The organism is Marinitoga sp. 1135, assembly GCF_013363245.1.
GTDB lineage: Bacteria > Thermotogota > Thermotogae > Petrotogales > Petrotogaceae > Marinitoga > Marinitoga piezophila.
On record NZ_LBEZ01000003.1, the window covers coordinates 432777 to 455665 of the forward strand.

A 22889-nucleotide genomic window follows, 5' to 3' on the forward strand; every position below is an offset into this window, starting at 1 on the left:
ACATGAAAAGACTCGCAGTTGTAGCCATAGGAGGTAATGCAGTTAACAGACCTGGTGAAAAGCCAACAGCAGAAAACATGTTTAAAAACATCAGAACAACTGCATCCTATCTGGCAGACATGATTGAAATGGGTTATGACCTGGTAATTACACATGGAAATGGTCCACAGGTTGGAAATTTGTTATTACAACAGGATATTGCTAAAGATACTATCCCACCATTTCCTATGGATGTATTGGGGGCTATGACACAGGGATATCTCGGTTATATGATTGTACAGGAATTGAAAAACATATTAAAGGAAAGAAACGTTGAAAGAGATGTTGCAGCAGTTGTTACTCAAATTGTTGTAGATAAAAATGATCCTGGATTCCAGAATCCTTCAAAACCAGTTGGTCCATTCTATAGTGAAGAAGAAGCTAAAAAAATGATGGAAGAAAAAGGCTGGATCTTTAAAGAAGATGCAGGAAGAGGATGGAGAAGAGTTGTTCCATCACCAATTCCTCTTGACGCTGTTGAAAAGAACACGATAAAAGAATTAATAGAAAAAGATGTTATTGTTGTAGCTGGTGGCGGTGGAGGAATTCCTGTAATTTATGATGAAAATGGTGAATTAAAAGGTGTTGAAGCTGTTATTGATAAAGATAGAGCATCTGCATTATTGGCAAAGGAATTAGGAGCTGATGAATTTATTATCTTAACAGCTGTTGAAAAGGTATATATTAACTTCAACAAACCTGATCAAAAAGCATTAGACACATTAACAATTGCAGAAGCTGAAAAATATATTGAAGAAGGGCACTTTGCTAAAGGAAGCATGTTACCAAAAGTAGAATCATGTATTTCCTTTGTAAAGGACACAGGAAAACCTGCATTAATTACAGATATGGAAAAATTAAAAGAAGCTCTTGAAGGAAAAACAGGAACAAAAATTGTACCATAATAAAAAAGCGAGAGATATAAACTAAAACCATTGTCTGGATTGTGAATCTCTCCCTCTCCCCACAATCCAGGCCCTTTTAAAACAATATCCGGCAAGCTCAAAGCTTGCCGGTTTTTTATTTTATTTTTATTTCAAAAGTATCGATAATTTTATGGTGTTTTGTAATTTTTTCAGTATTAAGTTTATCGACAATATGGCCAACACCAATAACTTTAAATATAATTTTATCCTTTTCCACTTTTGCAATTATATAATGATATTCTCCATAATCAAGTTTTACCGTTGTTGGCTCTATATCTTTTTTATGTTCAACCTCCAAAGGAGCTCCCCCACCACCGGTAATAACATATATTATTCCATTCTTTTCATGTCTTTCATAACTGTGAACATGACCGTTAAATACAGCTTTAACATCATATTTTTCAAACAACGTTCTCCATATTTCTTCTAAATGTCTTTCTGAAGTGCTATAATAATCTACTGCATTATTCCAGAATGGATGATGGAAAAACACCAACTTTGTCGTATTTTTATTCTTTTCAAAAAGTTCTTTTAACCATTTTAATTGGGCGTCTTCCAGTTGCTTTGTACCAATTGCATTTGAATCAAGAAATACAAATAATAATTTTCCATATTTAAAAGAATACCATCTTTTATCATAATCTCCACTGCCTTGTGGAAGATAAAATGCTTCATAATAATATGTTGAATTTCTCTCATGATTTCCCAATAGTGGATAATATACTGATTTTTCAGCCAGATTAGATATTTCATTAAAGAAATGATCCCAATCAGGTAAGTAATCTCCTTTTTCAACAAGATCTCCAACATTTATTACAAATTCTGGATTTTCTTTAGCTATTTCATCACACACCATTTTATGTAGTTCATGATATGTTCTGGTATCTCCATAAACTGCAAAGATTAAATTATCTTCATTTAATGATTTTGTTTTAAATTCACCAACGGTTTTTATATTTGCAGGTACAAAATAATTATTAATATTCACCTCATAAACATATTTTTCCCCTGGAACTAATCCTGTTATTGGAACATGTTGTATTGTCATTGGATTTTTCACATAAATGGTTTTTATTAATTCACCACGATTATAAACTTTAATATCTGCCGTTGCTGCAATCATAGTTTTCCAGTTTAGAATTACAGAATTTTCTGTGTGATTTGTCAAATAAACTGGCCATATATATATGTTTTTATTATAAATTGGGGACGTTTTCAATTCAAGAAATTTTTCAGGATTTTCTATTTTGATCTTTTTATTTGAAAAACCGGAATTTTGAATGGAAATATAATATCCTGACTCTACATTGCTAAATGAAAATTCGCCTTTGGAATTTGTATAAGTCAATGAAATCATATTTTCATCTGAGTCATATAATACAACTGGCAAATTTGCTAATGTACTTATCTTCTCAAATGGAATGATTTTTCCTTTAAATGTTTCCTCAGCATTTAAAATTTCTTTTCTTGTATCTTCTATATTTTTACTGATATATAATCTTCTTGAAAATACCTTTTCTTCATCTGGATTTATATATACTGGCTTATATATAACTGCTCCGAAATTTTTAGTAAATAATGTTCTAAATATTTTCGTATTTTCCGAAGATATACTATAAGATATAAAATTTTCCTGAATTTCCAATACCTTTTTTCCACTTTCATTTGTTTTAATTATTATTGGGAATAATTCTTTAAAAGAGACTATGTCCTTTAACATTATTTTTATTTTCTTAGAAGATTTATTGTATATATAATTTTTTATCTCTATATACTTTTTATTATCTCCAAGGTAGTATTCCTGAATATTTCCATCATTCATTTCAAATTCTATTTTTGCATATTTGTTTGTTTTATATAATTTTATTTTTAATGGAGAGGATATTTTATTTTGAATAAATATCTTATATTCATCTATTAATGTTCTTTTTGTTTCATTGTCATAAGCTTCTATAATCTTTCCAGCCAATCCATCATCTCTATCCTTTGAACCAATTACAACAGATATATAATCATTTGCTATTATATAATCACCTGTTTTTGCTTTTGAGAAAAACGGTAAATCATAGATATTAATATCTGAAATCACATAAATATTAACTCTGGCAAATATACTTACCGAAATAATTAACAATAACATAATTAAAAACTTTAATTTTCTCAATTTTTTCAGCCTCCCTTTTCAATAATATTCTTAGCTGCAATATATGCTGATGAAAATGCCCATTGCAGGTTATATCCTCCTGTGTAGCCATCAACATCAACAACCTCTCCTATAAAATATAAATTTTCTACCAATTTTGATTCCATACTTTTTGAATTAATCTCTCTGGTGTCAATTCCCCCTTTAGTTACCATTGCAATGTTAAAATCACCTATTTTTTTCACTTTAAATTCATGATTAACAAGATATTGTATCACATTATTCCTTTCATGTCTAGAGAGATTATTTAATCTTTTATTTTTATCGATATTTAATATTCTAAACATCACAGCAATAAATCTTCTGGGAAAACGAAACTCTTTTTTCAAAAAATCGTATAATAACATATTTTTATTTTGATTGGATTTTTCAACAAAATATTTACGAAACTTTTCTTCATTATCAAAATCAACAAAGGAAATCTGAATTTTATCTCCATCATTTAAATATCTGGAAAAATTCAATACTACCGGACCTGAAAAACCTTTATGAGTAAATAATAAACTGCCATACATCTTATTTTTTGCTTTTTTTATCCATACATTAATAGAAATTCCCGCAAGATCTACAAATGGATAATTCTCTATCTCAATCGGGGTTAACGCTGGTCTGGGAGAAATTATTGTATGCCCAAAACTCTTTGCAATTTTATATCCATCTCCCGTACTTCCAGTCATTGGGAAGGATTTTCCACCTGTGGCTACTATTAAATTTTTTGCATTGAATATCCCGGATTCTGTATATACCTTAAAATATTCATCAGATTTAATAACCTTTTCAACCTTTGAGTTATATATAATTTCATGTTTTTTATCTTCAAGATATTCATCTAAAAGATAATTTAAAATTTCTTTTGCTCTCATTGATTCTGGAAATACCTTTCCAGAATCGTCAATATAAAAATTTATTTCAAAAAAATTAATTAAATCATCATTTGAAAAGGCATATATGGCTTTTTTTACAAAATTCTTTTTCTCACCGTAATGTGTAATAAATTCTGTAATTTTACCTGTATTTGTTATATTACATTTTCCTCCACCTGAAATTAATAATTTTCTTCCAGGTTTATCCTTTTTTTCTAATATAAGTACTTTTTTATTTTTTAAATTTATTCCTGCAAATAATCCAGCGGGTCCTGCTCCAATAATGATTACATCATATATTTCCATTTATAATTACCTCCATATTTTTAAAAATTGGACAGTCATTTGACTGTCCAATTTTTATTTTTCAAATTCTTTAAATATTGATTCATAAAAATCAATTAATGTGGAGTAATTCGTTGCAAATACATCTATTTTTATCTTTAAATTAGGCAATGCTTTTAAATTTAAATTATGGTAATCAACATTTGTCACCAGTGTATCTGAAGCGGTTATTATATAATCTTCCTTAGGAGTTTCATATTGAATTTTATATCTCTTGTAGAAATGTATCAACAATCCGTTAAGATCTATAACCTTCAATTGTTTTTTATCGACTATTTTGGCAAAATTATCTGACATCGATATTAATTTCTGTGTCATTTCAAGAAGGTTATTTCTATAATTCATCGCATTTTCCGGATCTATTTTTTCTAATTTCTTTTCTATCTTATACGCAATTACAACAGAATATAATGGATCTGTCCATAAAAAAGGGTTTTCATTATATGGATAAAATAATACACCTTCTGATAATACCACTTTTTGAATATTTTCAGGCGTTTTTATTTCATCATTTAAAAGTATTACGAGATCAACATTATCTGTTATACTATATTTTTTAGAAAAATCAGAATTGGTTTTAAATAAACTGGTAATAGTTGAATCAGGAGCCAGTTCTTTTGTAATTAATTCGAGTGGTTTTATCGATGTAACTATGTTTAATCCATAAATTATAATGTTTACTGAAACAATAAATAAAAACAGAATTTTCTTCATATACAAACCTCCATAAATTTTCTATCCACAGAATTTTATTATATCATAAAACCTCAAAATAAAGAAACTAAATAATCCCTCTTTATAGAGGGATTATTCAGACTTATGATTATTAATTTTTCTTATTTTCGCTATTCTATCTGGATTAAGATAATTTAAACAGCAACCAGAACCAAACATTCTAACCTCTGCATTTATACTTTCTTCGTATTTTACAATTTCATCATATTTACTACATTTATTATCTTCTGTTAAAAATTTGCATTGTTGTTTTTCTTCATCCCACTCTCCATAAAAACATGGTGTGTGTTTACAACAGTATCCACATTGTACACAGGGGGGACATACTTCTGTATGCTGCATTTTGTCAAATACTTCCTCAAAATCATCAAAATCATCAAAAATTTCAAAATCATCAAAAAACATAAAATCACTCCACTTATTTTTTTTAATTATAATAGAATTTAAATACTTTTCCATTGCTAAACATTTACAAAAAACTTTTCAACGTTGCATTTTCTTTCAAATAGTGCTTTTTTTGCAAGTTTATCAGCAATTTCATTATAGTTGTTCCCGCTATGTGCTTTAACCTTCCTAAATATAACTTTTAAAGTATAATCATTTATATATTTATCAAATAATTCCTTATATCTTTTTGTTAAATAATTATTTGTCTTCCAATATCCCAAAGCCCAATTTTCAATCCCGGAATAATCATAATATATTTCCATACATTCAACATGATTTTGTTTAGCATATTCCAGAGCTATTAATGTTGCTATAATCTCTCCGGAAATATTTCTATATTTTAATAATTCTTCATTTTCACCATAACAATAATATTCACCTATGTTATTATCGTCTATAATCACAATTCCTGAACCATATCTTTTAATTTTATTATCATAACTTCCATCAACATATGCTTTAATACATTTATTGTTACTTTTAATTTCGTTATTTATCTCTTTTATTTGTATTTCACCTTTATTGAACAAATTAAGAAATTCATTTGCAACATTTTCATTGGTGCTTTCAATTATTTTCAAAGTGGTTGCTTCATATTTTTTGTTGTAATATAATTGAACAATTAAAAAGTCATTTTCCTTTTTTAAATAATAGACTTCCTGATATTGAAAATGTTTTACCCCAATTATCTGAAATCCCTCATTTGATATCATATTTCTAAATTCTTCGTATATATGCTTTGTTCCTTCGTCTTTAAAATATAAAGTATATTCAATTTTTATATTTTTCGAAATTTTATAATCCGTTAAAACCTTTATTTTATTCCAGTATCCACTTCTAAATGCAGGGATATTCTTTAAATATACCTTCTTTTTTGAACGCGTTATTGAAGTATATAACCATCTAAAGTATTCTTCAGTTTTATAATTATTATAATAGCGGCAATCTACATATACTGTATCCCATTCTCCTCCCTGAGCTTTATGAACTGTAACAGCATATCCATACTTCATATGCAGGGCATTAAAGTAAGGATTGCTTTTCAATTTTTCAATGATATCAAAATTAATATTCTTTACATCATCACCCAATATATATTTATATAATGCATAATACGTTAAATTATCAACGCTTAATTCTTTTGCTTTTAATGCATTTCCTAAAATCCAGACATCATATGTTTTTTCTTTTGAGTTTATTTTTTTTAGAGAAAGCTTATACAATTCAATTGGTATCACAAATTTATTCTTTATCTCCACATTCTCAGAAATATAATCATATATCTTAACAACTTCAAAAAACTCGCCATTAAAAACCTTGCCAAAAAATTTTGAATTCTTTGTATTTAATAGAATATCACCAATTTCAATATCTCTGAAATATCCCAATTTTTTTCTAATTATTTTATTATATTCAAGCGCTATTTTATTAGTTGAACATAAGATAATTTTATCCTTTAAATTTCCATTATTTTCCATATAATTTTCTATTATATTATCTTCTCTAAGAAAGTCATTTTCAAATACAAAATCTAAAAAATAATAGTTTTTTCTTTTTATTTTTTCCTTTAATATATTTGAATTCTTTAAAATTCCACTCTCTTTTTCCTGCCTAACAACATCTTCAAGGAATACCTTATTTCCTTTCAAATTAAATTGTTTTTCTAAATATACTCTATTTAAAGCTGGAGAAAATGATGAATTGACTGGAGGTAGTTGATTTTCATCACCTAAAAAAATAATTTTGTTATTTGAACCGTAATTAAACACATAAGATATTAAGTCTGTTAATAATTTTCCGCTTCCAAAAACTAAATGCCCATCATCTATTCCTTTTGAATCAGAAATCATAGAACTTTCATCTACTATAAAAATCATATCTTCTTTCCAATCTTCCTTTAAATTAAAAAACACCTGAAATATATCTTCTTCAAAATTAATTCTTTCATGACTAAAATCATATATAACACTATGAATAGTATATGATTGAAAGCCTGATTTATTCGATAATATATCAGCAGCCCTTCCAGTTGGCGCCAAAAAAACAAAATCTTTATTCTTTCTTTTTAAATATCGTGCAAATTGAGAGATTAAAAATGTCTTACCTGTTCCGGCACTTCCCTGAACAATAAGAAAATCCTTTTGATTATATAAAAATTTATCCAATTCTTCTGCAACAAAACTCTGGTCTTTTGTTAAGTCAAAATCATATAAAAAATCTATAAACATTATTATCACCTGTTTTTATATTTTTTTAGTATATCTATTAGGTTGTCCAATAATTAAAAACGCTCAAACCTTGATTGCAAATCTTCAAAAATAGCTCATTCTCACCGGTCGCTGCAGACTCACGTCCATGTTCGTCATTTTCGTTGTAGATTGAAAAAAATAAAAGTTCATTCATACGACTTGAGCACTAATCCTCAAAAACTGCTCATATACGCTGGGGCGCTCAGATTCCCCATCCCTGGGGAAGCTTCGCTCAAAAAAACATCCTGTTTTTTTGTCCCACTTCATTCGCAGTTTTTTTCGGGTGCTCTGCGAGTATTCATTCACTTTTATTTTTTTCAATCGTTTGTAATTTTGCCTCATGCAATCTGCGAGTTTTCGCTTTTTTTAATTATTGGACATCATATATATCTATTTTTATAATCGTAAAATCCAACTATCTTAATTATAACATAAAAAAGTCCCGGTTTCCCGGGACTTCCTTCACCATCTTGGAGCTCTTGGTCCATAATAGTTCCAATCATCGTGAGGGTATTTTGGTGTATATCCTGGTATTTCATTGTAATATCCTGAACCTGGATAATTATAATTCATCATGGGTCTTTCCCATGCACCCATAGGTGTTCTTCCATAATAATTCATAGGTATTCTGCTACCAGGTCTTCTAAAATTATTATTATATGGTCTTCTTATCGGTTTATTTGGCATTGTATTATATCCAAATGGTTTTCCTGCATATGGTCTAACATTTGGTCTTACAGCAGTTCTTCTGAAAAACTGATTTCTATTATATACTTCTTCTCCATTTACCTTTGCTTCAACAGGTCTGAATATTTTTTCATCTTTAAATTCTGTAATCCAACCTTTTAATTCTACACTGTCACCTTCTTTTAGATCTACAGCATATCTTGCATTTACATGTACTATGTAGCTATTTCCATCTTCTGTTTTTACAGTTACAAACAATATTCCTGGAAAATCTTCTTCTGTTGAAATACTTTCAACTGTTCCTTTTACTTCAATAAGATTTTCATCATTAAGCCAATATCCACCTTTCACCTGCTGGTAACGTTGATAAACTGGAGCATTTAGTGGTTGATATGCTCCTGGCAATGCTGCACCTCCAAATGCAAAGATTGAACCTGCCATCAATCCGCCAATCAATAATGTTGTTAAAAACTTTTTCATAGTAATTCACCTCCATAATTTTGGTTCTTTATTTTATTTATTTTCGACACCATTATAATACCTTATAAACCTTAAAGAAAACTTAGAACTTACTTAGAAAAAACTTAAAAAAAATCCTCTGCAAAAAATGCAGAGGATTTAAATTCAACTTATTCAATTTTCTTTTATTCTTTTTGCCATTGCTTTAGCCAATTCTCTTAATTTTTCATAACTTTCTTCTTTAGCTGAAAATTGGACTTCAACTGGATCTGCAACCATTTCCCATTTGTTTTTATTAATATATTCTACAATACCTTTTACTCCACCGCCACTCCATCCATATGTTCCAAATACTCCAAATACCCTGTTTTTAATACCTTTATGGGCTAAATTTATAATTACCTTTTCCATTGGTGGAAAGATATCATTATTATATGTATTTGTTCCTAAGATTACACCTTTAAATCTCCATATTTCATTTATAATATATGATTCATGAGTATTTGACGAATTCATAACTCTGATATTTTTAATTCCTTCATCAGCAAGGCAACGTGCAATATAGTCTGCCATTTTTTCTGTATTTCCATACATAGTTCCATATACTATTACAACACCTTCTTCTGTTTCATATTTACTCCATTTGTCGTATAATTCCAATATTCGGCCAGGGTTACTTCTCCATACAGGACCATGTGTTGGCGCAACTATTTCAATATCAAGTCCTCCAACCTTTTTCATTGCTCTTTGAACCATTGGACCAAATTTTCCAACTATATTAGAATAATATCTTCTTATTTCATTTTCATAATATTCAATATCAACTTCATCATCAAATACCCCACCATCAAGTGAACCAAAACCTCCAAATGCGTCACCTGTAAATATTATTTTATCTGTTATTTCATATGTCATCATTGTTTCTGGCCAGTGTACCATAGGAGTTAAAAAGAATTTCAATTTATGTTTTCCTAAATCTATTTCATCTCCATCTTTAATTTCATATAGATTATCTTCAATATCATATAATGCCTTTAAAAATTCAAATGTTTTTTTGTTACCAACTATTTTCATTTCAGGAAATTCATGCATTATTGTTTCAATTGCTCCTGAATGGTCAGGCTCCATATGATTAATAACAAGATAATCAAGTTTTCCACCATCAAGAATATCATAAATCTTTTCAATAAATGCATTTACCTTTGAAATTTTTACAGTATCAATTAATACATTTTTTTCATCTTTTATTATATATGAGTTATAAGTTACACCTTTTGGCAATGGCCACATATTTTCAAATAAATGTGTGTCTCTATCATTTACACCTACATAATAAATTCCATCTGTTATTTTTAGAATTGTATCCATAATAACCCCTCCTAATTGAATTGATTTTAAATTTAAACATATTCTATAGAAATTATATCATATATTTAAGATAGTTGTGTATAAGTAATCGTTAATTTTATGTTTTAATTTAGACAAAAAATATCTGATTATATTCATTCTAACCGTGATTTTAATCACACATTTATATATATGTGAACATATATAATATATATAGGAAAATTTATAATATGCAGAAAGGAGCGTTTTTTATGAAAAAAAAGCTTAGTTTAACAATTATTTTGATGTATATTTCACAAATTGCGTTTTTTATATTATTTTTTATGCTTTTAAAGAATCATAAGCTTGTAAAATGGATGTTTGTATTTGTAGCTGGTTTATTAATTTCTCCATTTTTTGGCCGCTTTTATTGTGGGTGGGTATGTCCTATAAATACTGTATTTAAACCTATAGATTTTATATTTAAAAAACTTAAAATTAAACGTTTTAAAGCTCCTGCATTTTTAAAATCAAAGATTGTAAGGTATTTTATGTTAGCATTGTTTATAGGCGCTTTTGCGGTTACAAAAATGCTTAAAATCAAAGTAAATATTTTATTGTATATTATAGGGACAGCTACATTAATTACTTTATTCTTTGAAGAAGAATTATGGCATAAACACCTCTGTCCTTATGGAACAATGCTTAGCTTCTTATCCCAAAAATCCTTCACAAAATTGAAAATCGATGAAGAAAAATGTATTGGCTGTGGATTGTGTCAGCAGGTTTGTCCAACAAATACAATTATAACCCTTGATAGTAAAAAAAGGAAAATAGAAGCAAGAGAATGTTTAATGTGTTTTCAATGTCAATCTGTTTGTCCTGTTAATGCTATTTCTCTTAAAAGTTTTAAACAATAATGCAATAAATAAAATAGCTACGGTTTAACCGTAGCTATTTTATTTTCCAGTAAACTGTATTATTTTTTACTATTAAGTCTATTTTTTTATTATCTCTTAAATGTCCAAGATACCCCATTATTGTAGTATTATATAAATAATATAATGTTGCATTTGTTATATTTAAATCATAACTATATAATAAGTAAGATACTATTTTTTCTGTGCTCTTTTCTGTATCCACAAATTCAAGGATTTTATTTTCTATTTCTTTTATTCTTTCATAATTTTTCTCTGCTAATGATTTTATATCTTCTATTAAAGTTCCATGAGCCGGAAGATAATATTTATAATTTGTTTCTTTCAGTTTTAATAATGTTTTTTTTGCATTTTCTATATTTACATTAACGGGTATTTTATGTTTTTCCAATAATTCTTCTGAAATTAATGCATCTCCACAGAATAATACATCTTCATAAACTATTCCCTTTTGAAATTCCGTATGACCATCAAGACGAATTATTCCTATTTCAGCATCTTCTACTTTCACAGTATTATCATCCATTCCAATAATATCCGTTATTTTAGATGGTTTTGCCAATAAGAATTTATTTCTTAAATCTCTTACAGGATATGCTCCCGAATAGAGAAAATAAGGCAAAAATATTGGATTTTCTATTATGCTCATTTCAGCTCTTGTTGAAATTATTCTTACTTCTGGATTGTGCTTTTGTATAAAGTGATTACCACCTATGTGATCCGCGTGCATATGTGTATTAATAATGTATTTTACCTGAAAACCATTTTCCTTTAATATTTTTACTATTCGTCTTCCTTTTGAATCATCACTACCACTATCTACAATTAACACATCATTATTATCGTTTATCCTTATTACACCAATATTTGTTGTATCGCTAATGTAATATACATTTTCCGTTATTTTATGAAATTCCATAATTCCCACCTTTCTTATATATAGAATTATTTATATATAATTCTATTTCTTCCTTCTTTTTTAGCTTCATATAAATTATCATCTGCAATTGCAAGAATCTGATCTATGTTATATTGACCATTATTTCTGGTTGCTCCTATACTTACAGTAACTTTTATTGATTGTCCTTCAAAGTTAAAATCATACATATATATTATATTTCTAATTTTTTCCAATATTTCAAGAGCCTGTGATTCTAAAATATTTCCTTTAAAAAATATTAAAAACTCTTCTCCACCAAATCTTCCAAATTCTCCAAAATCACCTACAATCTCTTTTACAATTTTCGCAAATTCACTTAATACATAATTACCGGCTAAATGTCCATATGTATCATTTATTTTTTTAAAAAAATCGAGATCAAGAATTGCAATAATTGGATTATTTGATAATTCGTTTTTCAATCTGGAATAAATCTCTTTTCTATTATAGATTTTTGTTAAATCATCATGAGTAGATTCATATTCAAGTTTTTTATTTAATTCCAATATTTTTTTATACATTGATACTATTCTCTCACCAACAGAAATACGTACTCTTAATTCATTTTCATCAAAAGGTTTAATTACATAATCATCTGCACCTATTTCCAGTCCTTTTATTATATCTTCTTTATCGGTTCTTCCTGTTAGCATGATTATATATGTATAATGATCTGAATTATTTTCTTTTTTCCTTATTTCTTCACACACTTCAAACCCGCTAATGCCTGGCATAATTAAATCCAGCACCATTAAATCGATATTCTGGTTATTATGTATTTCCAGTGCCTCGTATCCGTCTGATGCCACCAACACATTATAATTAAATTTATTAAAGAAGAAATCCTTTAAATAAAGTCTTTCAAGCTTTGAATCTTCTACAACGAGAATATTCATGGTTAATCCCCCTACCTCTCGTTTATTTATCTACATCCTTTTTTACAAGATACCATAAATATAGATCTAATTTCCCTATTGGTTCGTTAAAATATTCTTCTAAAACCTTTAAGCGTTTTTCGTATTCCAGATATCTTTTCTTAGTCCATCCACCTTTTGGAATTTCATCAATTAATTGATTTTCAAGCATTAATCTCATAATATGCTTATCTAAAATAGCAACATCTCCATACCCAATATTTCTTAAAAAATGACTTGCTTCCTTCCAACCTATTCCTTTTATATTATTAACTATAAATTCTCTAAAATGATAATAAGGAAGGAAAAACAAAGGTTTTATCTTTCCAATAATCCATCTATTAGAAACAATATATTGGGCCCTCGCTCTTGGAAATCTATGTCCAACCTTTCTTAAAGCTAATTCCAATTCATCAAGAGGAAGTTCTATAAAACCATTTATTCCTATTTCTTTTTGAGCTTTTATACCTCCTTTGGCGCTCCAATTGGCTGTAAGAATACAAAAACATAATTCAGAAAATAATTCTTCTTCACTTCCATTTTTCCCAAGTTCAACAAATTCACTCCATCGTTTTTCCACAAGTGGTTTTGCTTCATCATATATATTTTTAATATCCTCAACTAATTTCATTATTACACCTCACTCATTTAAATAAGGTTACAATCCACACAAGAATTGGCGAAACAATTAATGCCGGTAAAAAATTACCTATTCTGGCATCTTTTATTTCCAATATTTTAAATCCAAGCCCTAATACCATTAATCCACCAACTGCTACAAGATCATTTAAATATATTTCATTTGTTAAAAAAGATAAAGTAGAGGCTAATAACACTATACTTCCCTGAACTACTAAAACAGAGCCGGCAGAAATCATAACCCCTAAACCATAAATTGATGCCAATACCATTGACGAGATTCCGTCTAATAAAGATTTGGTATAGATTAACGTTCCATCTCCAGTTAAGCCTGCTGTTATAGAACCTATAATTGTTAAAGGTCCAACTAAAAATAATATAGAGGACATTACAAATCCAGTTGAAAAATCTCCTTCATGCATGGAATCTCCTATTCTTTTCAACCAACCTTCTATATCTAAAATTTCGCCTATTAACCCTCCTATTGCCATTGAACCCAACACTATAAGAAAATTATTTACTTCCATTGTCATTTTAATACCAATTCCAAGAGTAGTCAAACCAACACCATAAAAGAGAATAGTCTTTAATCTATCAGGAATATTCTTTTTTGCGAATAATCCAATTAAGCTTCCTATAACAACGGCTATAGCATTTACCAATGTTGGTATCATAACATTTCCACCCCTATCTTTTTTATTTTACCAAAACATTTAATGCTTTCTTTATAATACCAAATTCAAATGGCGAATGCCCCAGACTTTCGCCATCAACTTCAAGATATATTTTTTCCTGAGAATTTATTGATAATTTTTCCGTTCTAAAATAATCCACCCATGGTTCCTTTATAAAACTTCCATCAAATAATTTTTTAATTTTTTGAACGACTACCCATTTTGGTAAATCATTTACTATTGTTACATCTAACTTACCGTCATCCGGAATTGCTTCTGGAACCATTTTCATTCCCCCGCCACTATATTTACATATACCAACCGCCATTGAAAAAATCTTTTTATTTAAACTTTTATTTTCATATGAAATAATTGCATTTTGCGATGTATATTTAAATAAAGAAGATAATAAATTTAAAAGATATGAAAAGGAAGAACTTTTATTTTTATCCTTAGAATTATTGGTTCTTCTGGTAACTTCAGCATCAAAAAACATGCCGGCAATATTCACAAAAAATCTTTTTTCTTCCTTTTCATCATTATAATATTTTACAAACCCAACATCCTGCGTATATACCTTTTCATGTTTTAAAACATCTATTGCTTCATATATATCCACTGGAATTCCTACTGTTTTCCCCCAATCATTTCCAGTTCCCGTTGGAATTAAACCTATTAATAAATTTTCTGTTTTTTCAAATTCTTGAGAAAAAAAACCGTTAACAACTTCATTTACCGTCCCATCTCCACCTACTATTAAAAAGCGTTTATATCCATCTTTTATTGCTTCAATTGTTAAAGAATATGCATGCATTCTTCTACTGGTAAAAACTTTCTCAAAATCTATCTTTAATTCTTTTAATTTTTTTTCAATTACTTTCCATTTTTCTTTTGCTTTTCCGCCAGAAGAATGTGGATTTACTATTATATAATATTTCTTCATATTTTCCTCCTACGAAATTTTATTCACATTATATTATATCATAAAAAAATAAGGTAACCCACAACGGATTACCTTAAAATTAATTTTTTTACATTAAGATCTATTCCTTTTTTATTTATTTCAAATATCTCTGTTGAATTGGCTATTGTTATATATCCTTTTTCATCTGGTAATAAAAATTCTTCAAAAAATTCAACATCTTCTTCCTTCGATAAACCAGGAACATATGTCATCCTGAATTCATAATTTATATTTAAATTTCTTAAAATATCTATACTTTCTTTTATTTCTTTTTCAAATGAATAATTCCTGCTAATTAACTTTGTATAATTCTTAAAATCTGCTTTTATATCCATTGCCACATAATCAATTAAATTACTTTCTACAAGTTCTCTTAACATTTCTGGATTGGTCCCATTAGTATCCAATTTAACACTATATCCAAGATTTTTTATTTTACGTATTAAATCTGGCAAATCCTTATGTATTGTAGGCTCACCACCTGTAATACATATTGCGTTTAATCTTTTTCTCAAACCCTTTAATTTATTTAATACTTCTTCCCCGTTTAATTTTTTATAATCATCGGCATATGCTATTTTCCAATTATGGCACCATGAACATCTGAAATTGCAACCACCTGTATATAAAACAGCTGAAATCTTTCCCGGATAATCCACAAAACTAAACGTTCTAATACCGGCAATAATCATTTTATCATCCCCTGATAATCTCTTTATTCAATCTGAACTGTATTCTTTCCATATATTCCTGTTGTTTACCGTCATTCCAATTTTGCACTGGTCTATAATATCCCACTACACGTGAATATACCTCTGTTTTCTTTCCACAATATGGACATTCAAAATGTTCTCCTGCAATATATCCGTGATCAGGACATATTGAAAATGTTGGCGTAATACTCATATATGGCAATGAATGGTTTTCAAAAGCTATCCTTATAAATTCCTTCAATGCTTCGCCATCTGTAATTTTTTCCCCAACAAATATATGTATTACCGTCCCGCCAGTCCACTTGTTTTGCAACCCTTCCTGATGTTCAAGTAAGTCAAATGGATCTTCAAAATAATTCACAGGAGGATGCACAGAATTTGTATAATATGGATTTTCTTCAGTTCCGGCATGTTTTATATCCTTAAATTCATTTAAATCTATTTTTGCAAGTCTATATGTTGTTCCTTCAGCTGGTGAAGCTTCAAGATTATACAAATTACCTGTCTCTTTATTAAATTCATTTAATCTATCAAGCATGTAATTCATTATCTCTTCAGCAAATTTCTTTCCTTCTGGATTTACTATGCCATCTTCTATTCCAAAATTAAGCAATCCTTCATGCATACCAACAAACCCTATTGTGGAAAAGTGATTTGCCCAATATTGACCTGTCAATTGATATACATTATCAAGATAAACCTTTGTATATGGATACAATCCCTGTTTCGTCCATTCTTCAACATATTGCCTCTTTATTTCCAGACTTTCCTTTGCTATATTCATTACATCATCAAGTAATGAATAAAATTTTTCTTTATTTCCGTTAGACAAATACATCAACCTTGGCATGTTTACAGTAACAACACCTATAGAACCTGTTAATGGATTAGAACCAAATAATCCTCCTCTTCTTTTAACCTCTGTTTCTTCTTTTTCATCTTTATCGGCATTAACAAATCCAAAAGACAATTCTTTCATATGGTTAATTACCTGTCTATTATCAAGTTTTAACCTACAGCACATTGAACGTGCATCTTCTGGATTCATGTCGGAATTAATATAATTGGCGAAATATGGCGTTCCATATTTCATTGTCATTGTCATTATCATTGTTGCAACTTCACTATCCCAATTAAAATCCTTTGTGATATTATATGTTGGAATAGGAAATGAAAATGGTCTTCCATCATAATCTCCCTCAAGCATTACCTCTATAAAAGCTTTATTTATCATATCCATTTCAATCTGGAACTCGCTATATGTTTCTTCTCTTTCCTTTCCACCAATAATTACATGTTTATCCTTATGAGTAGAAGGAACTGTTAAATCCATTGTTATATTGCTAAATGGAGATTGAAATCCAACCCTTGTAGGCACATTCATGTTAAATATAAATTCCTGCATTGCCTGTTTTACCTGTTCATATGAAAGATTATCGTATTTTATAAATGGTGCCAATAAGGTATCAAAATTCGAGAAGGCGACTGCTCCAGCAGCTTCACCCTGCATTGTATATAAAAAATTAACTATCTGTCCCAATGCTGTTCTAAAATGTCTTGCTGGCCCTGATGCAACTTTGCCAGGAACCCCATTAAATCCTCGCCTCAATAAGTCTTCCAAATCCCATCCAACACAATATGCGGATAAAGCACCTAAATCATGTATATGCATAAATCCCCTTTTATGATACTCACTAATTTTTTTGTTGTATTTATCATATACTTCATTAAGCCAGAATTCCTTTGTTATTTCCTGATGTATATGATTATTCAATCCTTGAAGCGAATACTGCATATTGGAATTTTCCCTAACCTTCCAATCCCTGTTTTCAAGATAATCATAAATCAAATTCATTTCCCCACCTCCATTTTTCTCTATAGCACGATATATTGTATCATATTATATGTTAAAATACAATATGTATGCATTTCCGATAATTCGGGTAGAAAAAATTCAAAATCAATATAGATATATATTAGGTGTGAATGTTAATTTTTTGTAAGAAATTAATTTGCTTTACGAATTAAAATATGATATAATCAATATAAATATCTTATTCAAACAGGAGGGATTTTTATGAAGATTTTATTTAAAGGTGCAACTATCTATCCTATTACTTCAAAACCACTTAAAGGTGATTTACTTGTTGAAAATGGAAAAATCAAAAAAATTGCAGAAAAAATAGATGAAAAAGCAGATGAAATTGTAGATGTTTCTGGAAAATTTTTGTTTCCAGGATTTGTAGATGCTCATTCACATATTGGTGTATTCGAGGAAGGTGTGGGAATGTCATATCAGGACGGAAATGAAATGACAGATCCAAACACCGCACAGGTAAGGGTAATTGACGCTTTCTATCCAGAAGATGCTGCTATTAAAAGGGCTTTAGAAGGCGGTGTAACTACAGTAATGGTTTTACCTGGAAGTGCAAATCCAATCGGAGGACAGGGAGCAATTTTAAAGTTTAGATCAAATATAGTAGATGAAATGATAGTAAAAGAACCTGCAGGATTAAAAATGGCAATGGGGGAAAATCCTAAAAGAGTTTATGGAAATCAAAACAAAATGCCAGCAACAAGACTTGGAAGCGTTGCTGTAATAAGGGAATTCTTTTTAAAAGTTAAAAACTATATGAAAAAGAAAGAAAAAGAAGATTTTAATGAATATGATTTAAAGATGGAAATTGGTGAAAAAGTGTTAAAAAGAGAAATTCCTGCAAGAATTCACGCTCATAGGGCTGATGATATATTAACAGCTATTAGATTATCTGAAGAATTTGGATTTGACGTGGTAATTGAACATGCAACTGAAGCATATAAGATAGCAGATTATATAAAAGAAAAGAATATTCCTCTTGTTGTAGGACCATTATTTGGCTTTAGAACAAAATTAGAATTAAAAGATATGTCTTTCGACTTATTAAGAATAGTAAATGAAAAAGGTATTTTAGCAGGTTTAATGTGTGATCATCCTGTATTGCATTTAGAACATGCGAATGTTCAGGCTGCTCTCGGGATGAGATACGGAGCTAAAGAAGAGGATTTATTAAAAATGCTTACCATAAATGGTGCAAAAATTTTAAAAATCGATGATAGAGTTGGTTCATTAGAACCTGGAAAAGATGCCGATATTGCAATCTGGAATTATCATCCATTTGATATTAGAGCTAAAGCTGAAAGTGTTTATATTGAAGGAAAAAAAGTATTATAACCAATAATAAAAGCGGAATCCAAATCTGGATTCCGCTTTTATTATATTAAAATTATTCCTTTTCGTATGGGATACCATCTGCTGCTGGTGGTCTTGTCTTTCCAACAAATCCGCTAACAACAATTATTGTTACCAAGAATGGTAATAAATTAAGTAAAGCTTTCATTTCTGGTGGTATATCAAGAATAGATTGCAATTGAATATTTAAAGCATCAGAAGCTCCGAAAAGCAACGCTGCCCACATTGCACCAACAGGATTCCAGTTACCAAGAATCATAGCTGCTAATGCAATAAACCCTTTACCACTTGGCATATTTTCCTGGAATTGTCCTAATTCACCTATACTTAAATATGCTCCACCAAATGCAGCTAACAATCCACTCATTAAAACACCAAAATATCTAATTCCAAATACATTTACACCCAATGTATCTGCTGCTTTTGGATTTTCACCAACTGCTCTCATTCTTAATCCCAAAGGTGTTTTATAAATTAAGAACCAGCTTAAAGCAACTGCTATAAATGCGAGATATACAAAAATACTCATTTCATCGAATATTTCACCGATAAAAGGTACATTTTGTATAGCTTCAAATTTTACTTTTGGAATCTTTGCAACAAAGTCTGTTTGTCCTGAATGTCCAAATATTGGTTCCATTAAAAATGCTGTTAAACCTGTAGCAATAAGGATTAAAGCTGTAGCACTAACAATCTGATCTGCACTCCATCTAATTGAAACATATGCATGAAGCCATGAAAATAGAACTCCAGCAATTAAAGCTCCTGCTAATCCTATCCATGGGTTACCTGTGTAAAATGTAAAAACAACAGCTGTAAATGCTCCTAATTTCATAATACCTTCAAGAGCAATATTTGTAACACCGGTAACTTCACTAAAAACACCACCTAAAGCTGCAAATATTAAAGGAGTTGCACTCATTAACATCAATTTATAAAATACCGGACTTGTTAAACTTGCAATTATAGCTTCAAATACATTCATTTAGATTCACCACCTTTTGGGGATGAAAATTTCAAAATCCATGTTCTAACAATTCTATCTGCTGCAACAAAGAATATAATAATACCTTGAATTATTGTAACTATATCATCTGGAACCCTTGCAAATTGCATGGCATTTGAACCTGTTCTTAATGAAGATATAAGGAATGCTGCAAAGATGATTCCAATTGGATTATTCTGACCAATCAATGCAATTGATATACCATCAAAACCTTTACCACCGCTGAAATCAGCAAAAATCCTATGATGAATAGCCATTACTTCCAAAGCACCTGCTAATCCTGCTAAAGCACCACTAATAGCCATTGTTAACACTATATTTTTCTTTAAAGAAATTGCTCCTGCTTCTGCTGCATAAAGATTATAACCTACCGCTTTTACTTCATAACCTGTTGTTGTTTTTTCAAGTAATATATAAACCAGAAATGCCATTACTATTGAAATAATTATACCTGATGGTAATGTATTCGCCTGAACTGTCATTAAAGGTGGAAGTTGAGCACTTTGAGCAATTTCAGGTGACTTTGGAACTCCCTGACCAACAGCTAAAGGACCAACAACAAAGTAATTTGTTAAATACACAGCTATCCAGTTAAGCATTATTGTTGTAATAACTTCATGTGCACCTGTTGCTGCCTTTAAGTAACCCGCTATTGATGCCCAGAATGCGCCACCTAAAATTCCTGCAAGCATTGTTATCGGAATAGCAAATACAGGTGAAACATTACCTAAATTTATTCCAACAAAAGTAGCCGTTATAGCTCCCATCATCATTTGTCCTTCAGCACCTATATTAAATATACCTGCTTTAAAACCAAATCCTACAGCAAGACCTGTTAATACAAGCGACATCATTTTTGAGATATTTGCTGCCCATGCTGCCTTATCTCCAAATGCCCCTTTCAACATAACCCAATATGCACTTATAGGATTTTTACCTATTAATAAAATAACAATTGCTGCTATAAATAACGCAATTATAACAGATACTACTGGAACGAGAATACTCATTGCATTTTTAGAGATTTTATTTTTCAATTTGAATCCCCTCCATGTGACAGCTTTTCTTCAAGCTTTATATCTTCTAATTTATGACCAGCCATCATTAACCCTATTTCTTCTATTGTTACCTCATCTGGTTTAACTTCACCCATTATTTCTCCTTCATACATAACAATTATTCTATCAGAAAGAGATAATACTTCTTCAAGTTCCATTGAAACAAGTAATACAGCAACATCTTTTTCTCTGAGATTCAAGATTTCTTTATGAACATATTCAATAGCTCCAACATCAAGACCTCTTGTAGGTTGAGCAATAACTATAAATTCCGGATTAAAGCTAACCTCTCTTGCAATAACAACCTTTTGCTGATTACCTCCTGAAAGATTTCCTGTTGGTATTGTTCTATCTGGTGGCCTTACGTCAAATCTTTTTACAAGAATATCTGCATTCTTATAAATTACATCATGGTTTAAAAATCCATTCTTTGCAAATGGTTCTTTATAATGCTTCCCAAGAATCATATTGTAATAATTTGGAAATTCCTTAACCATAGCATATTTAAATCTATCTTCTGGAATATGACCAATATTTCTTTCTCTTAATTCTCTAACGGTTTTCTTTGAAACCTCCTCACCTTTATATAAGTATTTTCCATTTTCTATTTTTCTAAGCCCTGTTAAAGCTTCTACAAGCTCTGTTTGACCATTACCTGCAACACCAGCAACTCCAAGAACTTCACCTTTTCTTATTTTAAATGATACACCTCTAACTGCATCTAAACCTCTATTATCCTTTATCCATAAATCTTCAACTTCAACAATGGTGTCTCCAGGTTCCTTTTCAGATTTTTCTACTCTTAAAACAACTTCTCTACCAACCATCATATTAGCAAGTTCTCTTGCATTTGTATCTTTAGCTGCAACATGCCCTGTAACTTTACCCAATCTCATAACAGTAATATTATCACTAATTTCCATAACTTCGTGTAATTTATGAGAAATAAAAATAATTGTTTTTCCATCTTCACGAAGTTTATTGATAATTTCAAATAATTCTTTTGTTTCCTGTGGAGTCAAAACTGCTGTAGGTTCATCAAGAATTAAGATTTCAGCACCTCTATAAATGGTTTTTAAAATCTCAACTCTCTGTTGCATACCTACTGGTATATCCTCGATTTTTGCATCAACATCTACAAACAAACCGTATTTTTCTGAAAGTTCTTTAACTTCCTTTCTGGCCTTTTTTAAATCAAATGTCATTCCTCTTTTTGGTTCAGAACCAAGAACTATATTTTCTGCAACTGTTAATGTATCCACAAGCATAAAATGCTGGTGAACCATACCAATACCAGCTTTTATGGCATCACCTGGACCTTTAAACACCTTTTTTTCACCAAAAATATAAATATCTCCGGATGTTGGTGTATAAAGTCCATAAAGCTGGTTCATCAATGTTGATTTTCCTGCACCGTTTTCACCGATTATAGAATGAACCTCTCCCTTTTTCACTAAAAAATTAACATGATCGTTTGCGAGAACTTTAGGGAAACGCTTAACAATATCTTTCATTATTACAGCGTATTCCTTTTT

General features: G+C 29.7%; 20 protein-coding genes. 3 read left to right on the plus strand and 17 right to left on the minus strand.

What is annotated here, in order from left to right; genetic code table 11:
• Positions 1–2 precede the first annotated feature (2 nt).
• Complete coding sequence (gene arcC / locus XO10_RS03465) at positions 3–944, plus strand: carbamate kinase (protein ID WP_014296188.1); 942 nt, start codon at positions 3–5, stop codon at positions 942–944.
• 115 nt (positions 945–1059) lie between these two features.
• Here the strand turns inward: arcC and XO10_RS03470 are convergent, their stop codons facing one another.
• The 7 genes from XO10_RS03470 to XO10_RS03500 all read right to left on the minus strand — a co-directional run bounded on the left by XO10_RS03470 (position 1060) and on the right by XO10_RS03500 (position 10321).
• A complete protein-coding gene (locus tag XO10_RS03470) occupies positions 1060–3129 on the minus strand; it encodes a metallophosphoesterase (protein WP_014296189.1) in 2070 nt (689 codons plus the stop codon).
• Between the two features lie 5 nt (positions 3130–3134).
• Positions 3135–4337: an NAD(P)/FAD-dependent oxidoreductase gene (locus tag XO10_RS03475; RefSeq protein ID WP_014296190.1), complete on the minus strand. Its 1203-nt coding sequence runs from the start codon at positions 4335–4337 to the stop codon at positions 3135–3137.
• 54 nt (positions 4338–4391) lie between these two features.
• A complete protein-coding gene (locus XO10_RS03480; RefSeq protein WP_014296191.1) occupies positions 4392–5090 on the minus strand; it encodes a metal ABC transporter solute-binding protein, Zn/Mn family in 699 nt (232 codons plus the stop codon).
• Between the two features lie 93 nt (positions 5091–5183).
• On the minus strand, positions 5184–5516 hold the full coding sequence (locus XO10_RS03485) for a hypothetical protein (RefSeq protein WP_014296192.1): 333 nt from the start codon (positions 5514–5516) through the stop codon (positions 5184–5186).
• Between the two features lie 56 nt (positions 5517–5572).
• The gene (locus tag XO10_RS03490) at positions 5573–7786 is read right to left on the minus strand and encodes an AAA family ATPase (RefSeq protein WP_014296193.1); all 2214 of its coding nucleotides are present in this window, start codon (positions 7784–7786) and stop codon (positions 5573–5575) included.
• Positions 7787–8269: 483 nt separating this feature from the next.
• The gene (locus XO10_RS03495; RefSeq protein ID WP_175421122.1) at positions 8270–8974 is read right to left on the minus strand and encodes a hypothetical protein; all 705 of its coding nucleotides are present in this window, start codon (positions 8972–8974) and stop codon (positions 8270–8272) included.
• A 153-nt stretch (positions 8975–9127) separates the two neighbouring features.
• Entirely contained in the window at positions 9128–10321 is a 1194-nt protein-coding gene (locus tag XO10_RS03500; protein WP_014296195.1) for an FprA family A-type flavoprotein, read from the minus strand.
• A 230-nt stretch (positions 10322–10551) separates the two neighbouring features.
• Between XO10_RS03500 and XO10_RS03505 the strand changes: the two genes are divergently transcribed.
• Complete coding sequence (locus tag XO10_RS03505; protein ID WP_014296196.1) at positions 10552–11199, plus strand: 4Fe-4S binding protein; 648 nt, start codon at positions 10552–10554, stop codon at positions 11197–11199.
• Between the two features lie 34 nt (positions 11200–11233).
• On the opposite strand, the gene XO10_RS03510 is transcribed toward XO10_RS03505, so the two are convergent.
• The 7 genes from XO10_RS03510 to XO10_RS03540 form a co-directional block, all read right to left on the minus strand.
• Positions 11234–12136, minus strand: coding sequence for an MBL fold metallo-hydrolase (locus XO10_RS03510; RefSeq protein WP_075780388.1), 903 nt, complete (start codon positions 12134–12136; stop codon positions 11234–11236).
• Between the two features lie 26 nt (positions 12137–12162).
• On the minus strand, positions 12163–13053 hold the full coding sequence (locus XO10_RS03515) for a diguanylate cyclase (protein ID WP_175421123.1): 891 nt from the start codon (positions 13051–13053) through the stop codon (positions 12163–12165).
• Positions 13054–13075: 22 nt separating this feature from the next.
• On the minus strand, positions 13076–13705 hold the full coding sequence (locus XO10_RS03520) for an N-glycosylase/DNA lyase (protein ID WP_041638477.1): 630 nt from the start codon (positions 13703–13705) through the stop codon (positions 13076–13078).
• A 10-nt stretch (positions 13706–13715) separates the two neighbouring features.
• A complete protein-coding gene (locus XO10_RS03525; protein WP_014296200.1) occupies positions 13716–14384 on the minus strand; it encodes a DUF554 domain-containing protein in 669 nt (222 codons plus the stop codon).
• A 22-nt stretch (positions 14385–14406) separates the two neighbouring features.
• Positions 14407–15327 (minus strand): diacylglycerol kinase family protein, encoded by a 921-nt coding sequence (locus XO10_RS03530; protein ID WP_014296201.1) that lies wholly within the window; start codon positions 15325–15327, stop codon positions 14407–14409.
• Positions 15328–15395: 68 nt separating this feature from the next.
• The gene (locus tag XO10_RS03535) at positions 15396–16040 is read right to left on the minus strand and encodes an anaerobic ribonucleoside-triphosphate reductase activating protein (RefSeq protein WP_075780390.1); all 645 of its coding nucleotides are present in this window, start codon (positions 16038–16040) and stop codon (positions 15396–15398) included.
• Between the two features lie 4 nt (positions 16041–16044).
• Entirely contained in the window at positions 16045–17916 is a 1872-nt protein-coding gene (locus tag XO10_RS03540) for a ribonucleoside triphosphate reductase (RefSeq protein ID WP_175421124.1), read from the minus strand.
• Positions 17917–18138: 222 nt separating this feature from the next.
• On the opposite strand from XO10_RS03540, the gene XO10_RS03545 reads away from it, so the two are divergent.
• Positions 18139–19272, plus strand: coding sequence for an amidohydrolase (locus XO10_RS03545; protein WP_014296204.1), 1134 nt, complete (start codon positions 18139–18141; stop codon positions 19270–19272).
• A 52-nt stretch (positions 19273–19324) separates the two neighbouring features.
• Here the strand turns inward: XO10_RS03545 and XO10_RS03550 are convergent, their stop codons facing one another.
• From XO10_RS03550 to XO10_RS03560, 3 genes are read right to left on the minus strand one after another with little or no spacing between them, the layout of a single operon-like run.
• Entirely contained in the window at positions 19325–20275 is a 951-nt protein-coding gene (locus tag XO10_RS03550) for an ABC transporter permease (RefSeq protein WP_014296205.1), read from the minus strand.
• Complete coding sequence (locus XO10_RS03555) at positions 20272–21306, minus strand: ABC transporter permease (RefSeq protein WP_041638808.1); 1035 nt, start codon at positions 21304–21306, stop codon at positions 20272–20274. Before XO10_RS03555 ends, XO10_RS03550 begins: the two co-directional genes overlap by 4 nt.
• Positions 21307–21329: 23 nt before the next feature.
• Positions 21330–22868, minus strand: coding sequence for an ABC transporter ATP-binding protein (locus XO10_RS03560; RefSeq protein WP_050899175.1), 1539 nt, complete (start codon positions 22866–22868; stop codon positions 21330–21332).
• Positions 22869–22889 lie beyond the last annotated feature (21 nt).